Genomic DNA, 4,449 nt, shown 5'->3' on the forward strand with positions numbered 1-4,449 from the left:
GCTGATGCCGATATTTTCCATAGAGATGCACCCGACCCACACGCTAGGTTTCAACTATTTCTTAAAACCCATTTACTGGGCACGCGCGTCTGTATCAAATATTACATTTTGAATTTATAATTGCTGGAACGATAGCATCGTGGGCTCGGTACGGCAGACGAGTCGGGAAACTCGAAAGAATTGGTTGCTTTGGTGATGGGTTGGATTGCGACACCGACTCTGATTGGTCTCCTCACGACAAAAACATAATGGCATGAGTTGGTCTAAAACGGGGTCGGCAGCGTTGGCGGCGCTCACGGCGTTAGTTTCTAATCAAGAAGCTAACCATTGGTTTAGGGGTAGTGCAAGCATAGCTGCTATCAAGTGCCATAAGCTCAAAAGCACTACTACATAAGGGTTTTAGGTTAGTTATTTTGAACTACTTTTCTGAAAGGAATTCAGAATTTTCCTGTGCGCTTAACGAGTTTACGTTGTTTCAGGCTTCGCCTTTACCCTTATGGCACTTCGTTGCAGCTACGCTTGTAGCACCCCAGTTACAATCAATCTATTTTTAACGTGTCACGTTATAAGCGTCAAGTGAAACATTAAACGCTGTAAAAGTGGCGCTAAACTATGCAGGTAGCAGATGATTTGTGAGGAGTTGTGCTATGCAAGTGATTGAGACTGTGAAAGTTATCAGAACGCTGGAGATTGAAGTCCCTAGTCTGGGGCAAAAGATTAAAGAGGCTCGCAATAAAATTAAGAACGAAAAAGGTAAGACGATCACCGATCTGGCTTCTGCCTCTGGCATGTCGGCTCAGAACTGGTATCGCATTGAAAATGAACGGCAAACACTGCCTGAAGAAACATTAAGACTCATGGAAGCTGCGCTGGAGTGTAGCTTTGGCGTTAGCTTTGATGATTGACCTACGAGAGTGATTGAGGGCACCTGTGATCCTCTAGAGATGCTGAGCCAGCGCTGAATCAGCCCTTCGCAGAGCGAGTATTATGTTGAGCGTGGCTAACGAGGCTAAGGTAAAACAATTGTGTGTTAACGTTGCAAGCTTGGTGGTCTATAGCAAAGCAAAGGCTCCATGAGCTTGGTAAGCTGGAAGCGACAGGGTTGCAGGTGAATTTCGTATACCTTCGCTAGCCTCGGCTATTTACTATTTTCGCATAGGCAACAATAACGGTTAGAGGTACCCCTACTAAGGTGGTCAATTGAGGTAAGAAGAGCCTTTATGAAAACGAACATTCTTGTAAGCATTGCCTTTGTAATAGTGGCTATTGTCTTGGGATTTCTCAGTTACAAAAAGGTTTTAGGTGATGGTTGGCTAGATCGCGCTGATAAGGTTGCAAGCATTACTTCACTTCTTATTGCAATTGTTGCCTTCATTAATCCCTTTGGGGGTGAAGCTGATGTCTCACGTTCCCAGAACATTAGTATTGGTGGCAACAGCGACGGCAGTAACGTCACTCAAACAGGCGACAATAGCCCGGTCACGATTGGAGATACTACCACTACCGCTCAAAAACGCTCAGTTGATGCGCTTGAGCGAGTCAAGAGTGAGCTGCTTGATAATTTCAATAATCTAGCCTTGCAGATAAGAACGATTGAACAACAGCCGCCCGAGTCATTCTGGGATGTGCGTCGCCCTAATGAAACGGAGCTAGCCTATCAAGACAGGGCAAAAAATGAATTTCGTGACCATGAGCGTTTTGTTCAATTGCTCAACGCGCAGTTAAAATTCTCCGGAAATCTTACAGCAACGTTCCAGAAGGACTTAGCCTTTGACCCTAAAGTTGCCAAGCGAGCGACGCAGACTTACGAGCAGCAGCAAGAGACACGAGATAGCTTTGCTAGTCTTGAATCTGGATTACAGCACTTACTGAGCTTGAATCTTACGGACGAAGAGCGTACTGCTCAAGCAAAATCTTTGCATTTAGAAAAAATGGCAAATGCCAAAATGTTGCTGGCAAATGCCGCTTCTTACTTTTGTCTAATCGCCGATGCTGACGATATTGGGTTAATGCTAGATTCGTTTTCAACGATGGGAATTGATGCCCAGTTGAAACCCGGAGACAGTGGGTACAAAGCGGCCAAGCGCCTAGCTGCCAAATTTGCTCGTGAGAAAGCAGACGTCTTGAGAGCAAGGTTATCGGTGCAGTCAACAGCCAGCCAGCGAGAAATCGACCGCCGAATAAATGACCCTTATTTGCTGATGTTAAGGAAGGCGACAGGCTTGCCACCGACGCTTACTGAGGCGGAAATTAATAGCCTCAAGAACCGCCAAATAGATCAGGATGAAACTGATCCTGTTGAGCTGTTTAAGCTAGCTGCATTCTCTTATCTGGAATCTGATGGTCGTGCGGCAACTGTCTATTTTGAGCGTGCTTTGGCAACGGGAGAGCTTTCTGCTCGTCAGGCTCAATATGCACAAGCCTCGATAGACCGGTTGGAAAATCCAGATCAGTATGGTGAAAGTTTAGGCGTCATGATTATTGACTTATCTGCTGGCGGTAGCTTTGAGCAGGCTGGTCTAAAAGTTGGAGACGTCATTATTGCGCTGGAAAAGGAGATTGCCAATGAACCTATGGATATCGCATCGGCATTAGCAAAGGTCGGAACGGTCAAGATTCCACTGACCATTGTGCGCGATGGGCAAAAGCAAATTGTGACCGTACAAGGCGACCAGCCTGCGGCTGCAAAACTTACTCAACTGATTGTGCTAAATGCCATTCAGCTCTAGTGGAATGAGGTAGCCGGATGTGCGATCGCACACCGAGGACGTTTACTGCCGTAGAATCCCTGATGATCAATCGCTACCTATGAGCCAAAAATCAATCAAACTTCATACAACATTCTGATTCTAATCAGTCAGGTTGAAAAAATTAGGCGTGGTTTAATCGCGGGTAACACATTTCGCTTAGATCAGCTCGCGCCTCACTGGACGAGAGGCTCTGCCACCGCATAGGCTGAAGCTTGTCGCCCCCCGCCTACTGTGATCGCCTGCTATGAGTCCAACCCTTTCCGTCGCCGCCCGCCTATCTCCGGCCATTCGCCAAGACATCGGCATCCAGGTACTTGCTCGCACAGAGCCCATCAGTCATCTGGCAGCGACGCATCAGGTAAGCCGGAAGTTCATCTACCAGCAAGGCGACAAAGCGCAGCGATCACTCGATGAGTCCTTTGCGCCGACGCCCGCAGATGATGAGGTTCTGTTTCATCTACCGGTGACCAAGAGCTGGCTGTACCAGTTGATTCTGGGACTGGTGCTGATTTGCCACAGCTCGTATCGGGGTGTCGTTGAACTGTTTCGCGATCTCTTCGATACGCCAATCAGTATCGGTACCGTTCACAATCGTCTCGAAGCAGCGGCAGCGACTGCTGTTGAAATGAATCAAATGGGTCGGTTCTCTCATGATGTGCTGGCCCTAGCTGGCCCATCGCTAGCCGTGCGTCAGGAACTCTTTGACTTCATCGTGCGTGAACTGAAACAGCGAGAAGATGAACAATATCCTGCCATCCGAAAACTCAGAAAGGCGCTGCGCAATCAGCGCGATCAGTTGCTGGCCTTTGCGGGTGTCGTGGATCAGAAGCTGGCCAAGATTGCTGTTCGCTTCGAGCTACCCCTACAGGCGGTACGGGATGTCTGTCTGCTGCATCGGAAACACGACACCTCTGATGCTTACTGGGTAAGGTGGAACCAGTTGCATAGCCAGCTATCTGGCCAGTTTCATGGGGTGATGGAAGCTGTTGAAAAAGCGCTTAAGGAAACGCCGAGAGCCAGCTCTATGGTTGAAAACCTCAACTCTCGTTTACGCAATTACTTCTTCCTGCGACGGAGCCTCGGTGATGACTATCTGAATCTCTTGCAATTTTTTCTCAATCACCGACAGTTTATGCGGTCGCTGAAGCCAGAACGGGTGGGCAAAAGTCCCACGCAATTGCTGACTGGAGAAGCTCATTCACACTGGCTAGAGCTGCTAGGTTTCAAGCGCTTTCAGAGAGCTTAGAAACTGACGCAATCAGCCACATAGAGCATTGCCGATGGTGCTCTACTTTGTGCTGCGAGTGTTACCTTAAATTGGCCTTTTTTGAACCATGCCCTTGATGGGTGTATGCTCTGGTAACGCATGGCCTTGCTCGTCTAGAAATAAGCCTAATACGGCTTTGAGACTGGCTTTTTGATAGACGCTGGGCATCAGACTAATGAGGCTATAGACTAGTGCTTGGGCGTGCTGAAGCATGGTTTTGAGGACCGTCTTCTGATTTATGATTACGCCCTTTTTTTCATATTTTGGCCCGCTACGCAACCCTTAATGAGAATGGTGCAAGATCTCAGCCTTTTACGAACAGCGGGACTGTTCGATAAACCAGAAAGAAACACTATCCCAAACCACTCCTTTTGGTCCCTGGTTATAGACTATGGGGGTGCTCTGACAGTTAAGACCGATTTAACAGTGGTG

General features: G+C 47.8%; 4 protein-coding genes. 3 read left to right on the forward strand and 1 reads right to left on the reverse strand.

The window, feature by feature from the left end:
* The first annotated feature begins 647 nt into the window (after positions 1 to 647).
* The 3 genes from VB741_RS14690 (at position 648) to VB741_RS14700 (ending at position 3,996) form a co-directional block, all read left to right on the forward strand.
* Positions 648 to 905, forward strand: a complete 258-nt coding sequence (locus VB741_RS14690) for a helix-turn-helix domain-containing protein (protein WP_323365934.1) — start codon at positions 648 to 650, stop codon at positions 903 to 905.
* 315 nt (positions 906 to 1,220) lie between these two features.
* Positions 1,221 to 2,729 carry a PDZ domain-containing protein gene (locus VB741_RS14695; RefSeq protein ID WP_323365935.1) on the forward strand — a complete coding sequence of 503 codons (1,509 nt, stop codon included), beginning with the start codon at positions 1,221 to 1,223 and terminating at the stop codon, positions 2,727 to 2,729.
* Between the two features lie 265 nt (positions 2,730 to 2,994).
* Positions 2,995 to 3,996, forward strand: coding sequence for a hypothetical protein (locus VB741_RS14700; RefSeq protein WP_323365936.1), 1,002 nt, complete (start codon positions 2,995 to 2,997; stop codon positions 3,994 to 3,996).
* 66 nt (positions 3,997 to 4,062) lie between these two features.
* On the opposite strand, the gene VB741_RS14705 is transcribed toward VB741_RS14700, so the two are convergent.
* The gene (locus VB741_RS14705; protein WP_323365937.1) at positions 4,063 to 4,230 is read right to left on the reverse strand and encodes a hypothetical protein; all 168 of its coding nucleotides are present in this window, start codon (positions 4,228 to 4,230) and stop codon (positions 4,063 to 4,065) included.
* Between the last annotated feature and the right edge of the window lie 219 nt (positions 4,231 to 4,449).

Origin of the sequence: Leptothoe sp. PORK10 BA2, from assembly GCF_034932105.1 — a bacterium.
In the GTDB taxonomy this organism is placed as follows: domain Bacteria; phylum Cyanobacteriota; class Cyanobacteriia; order Phormidesmidales; family Phormidesmidaceae; genus Leptothoe.

What these genes read in the sequence shown, in the direction of transcription:
- VB741_RS14705 (WP_323365937.1), bottom strand. Translation starts at nt 4,230, where the DNA reads ATGCTTCAGCACGCCCAAGCACTAGTCTATAGCCTCATTAGTCTGATG.
- VB741_RS14700 (WP_323365936.1), top strand. Translation starts at nt 2,995, where the DNA reads ATGAGTCCAACCCTTTCCGTCGCCGCCCGCCTATCTCCGGCCATTCGC.
- VB741_RS14690 (WP_323365934.1), top strand. Translation starts at nt 648, where the DNA reads ATGCAAGTGATTGAGACTGTGAAAGTTATCAGAACGCTGGAGATTGAA.
- VB741_RS14695 (WP_323365935.1), top strand. Translation starts at nt 1,221, where the DNA reads ATGAAAACGAACATTCTTGTAAGCATTGCCTTTGTAATAGTGGCTATT.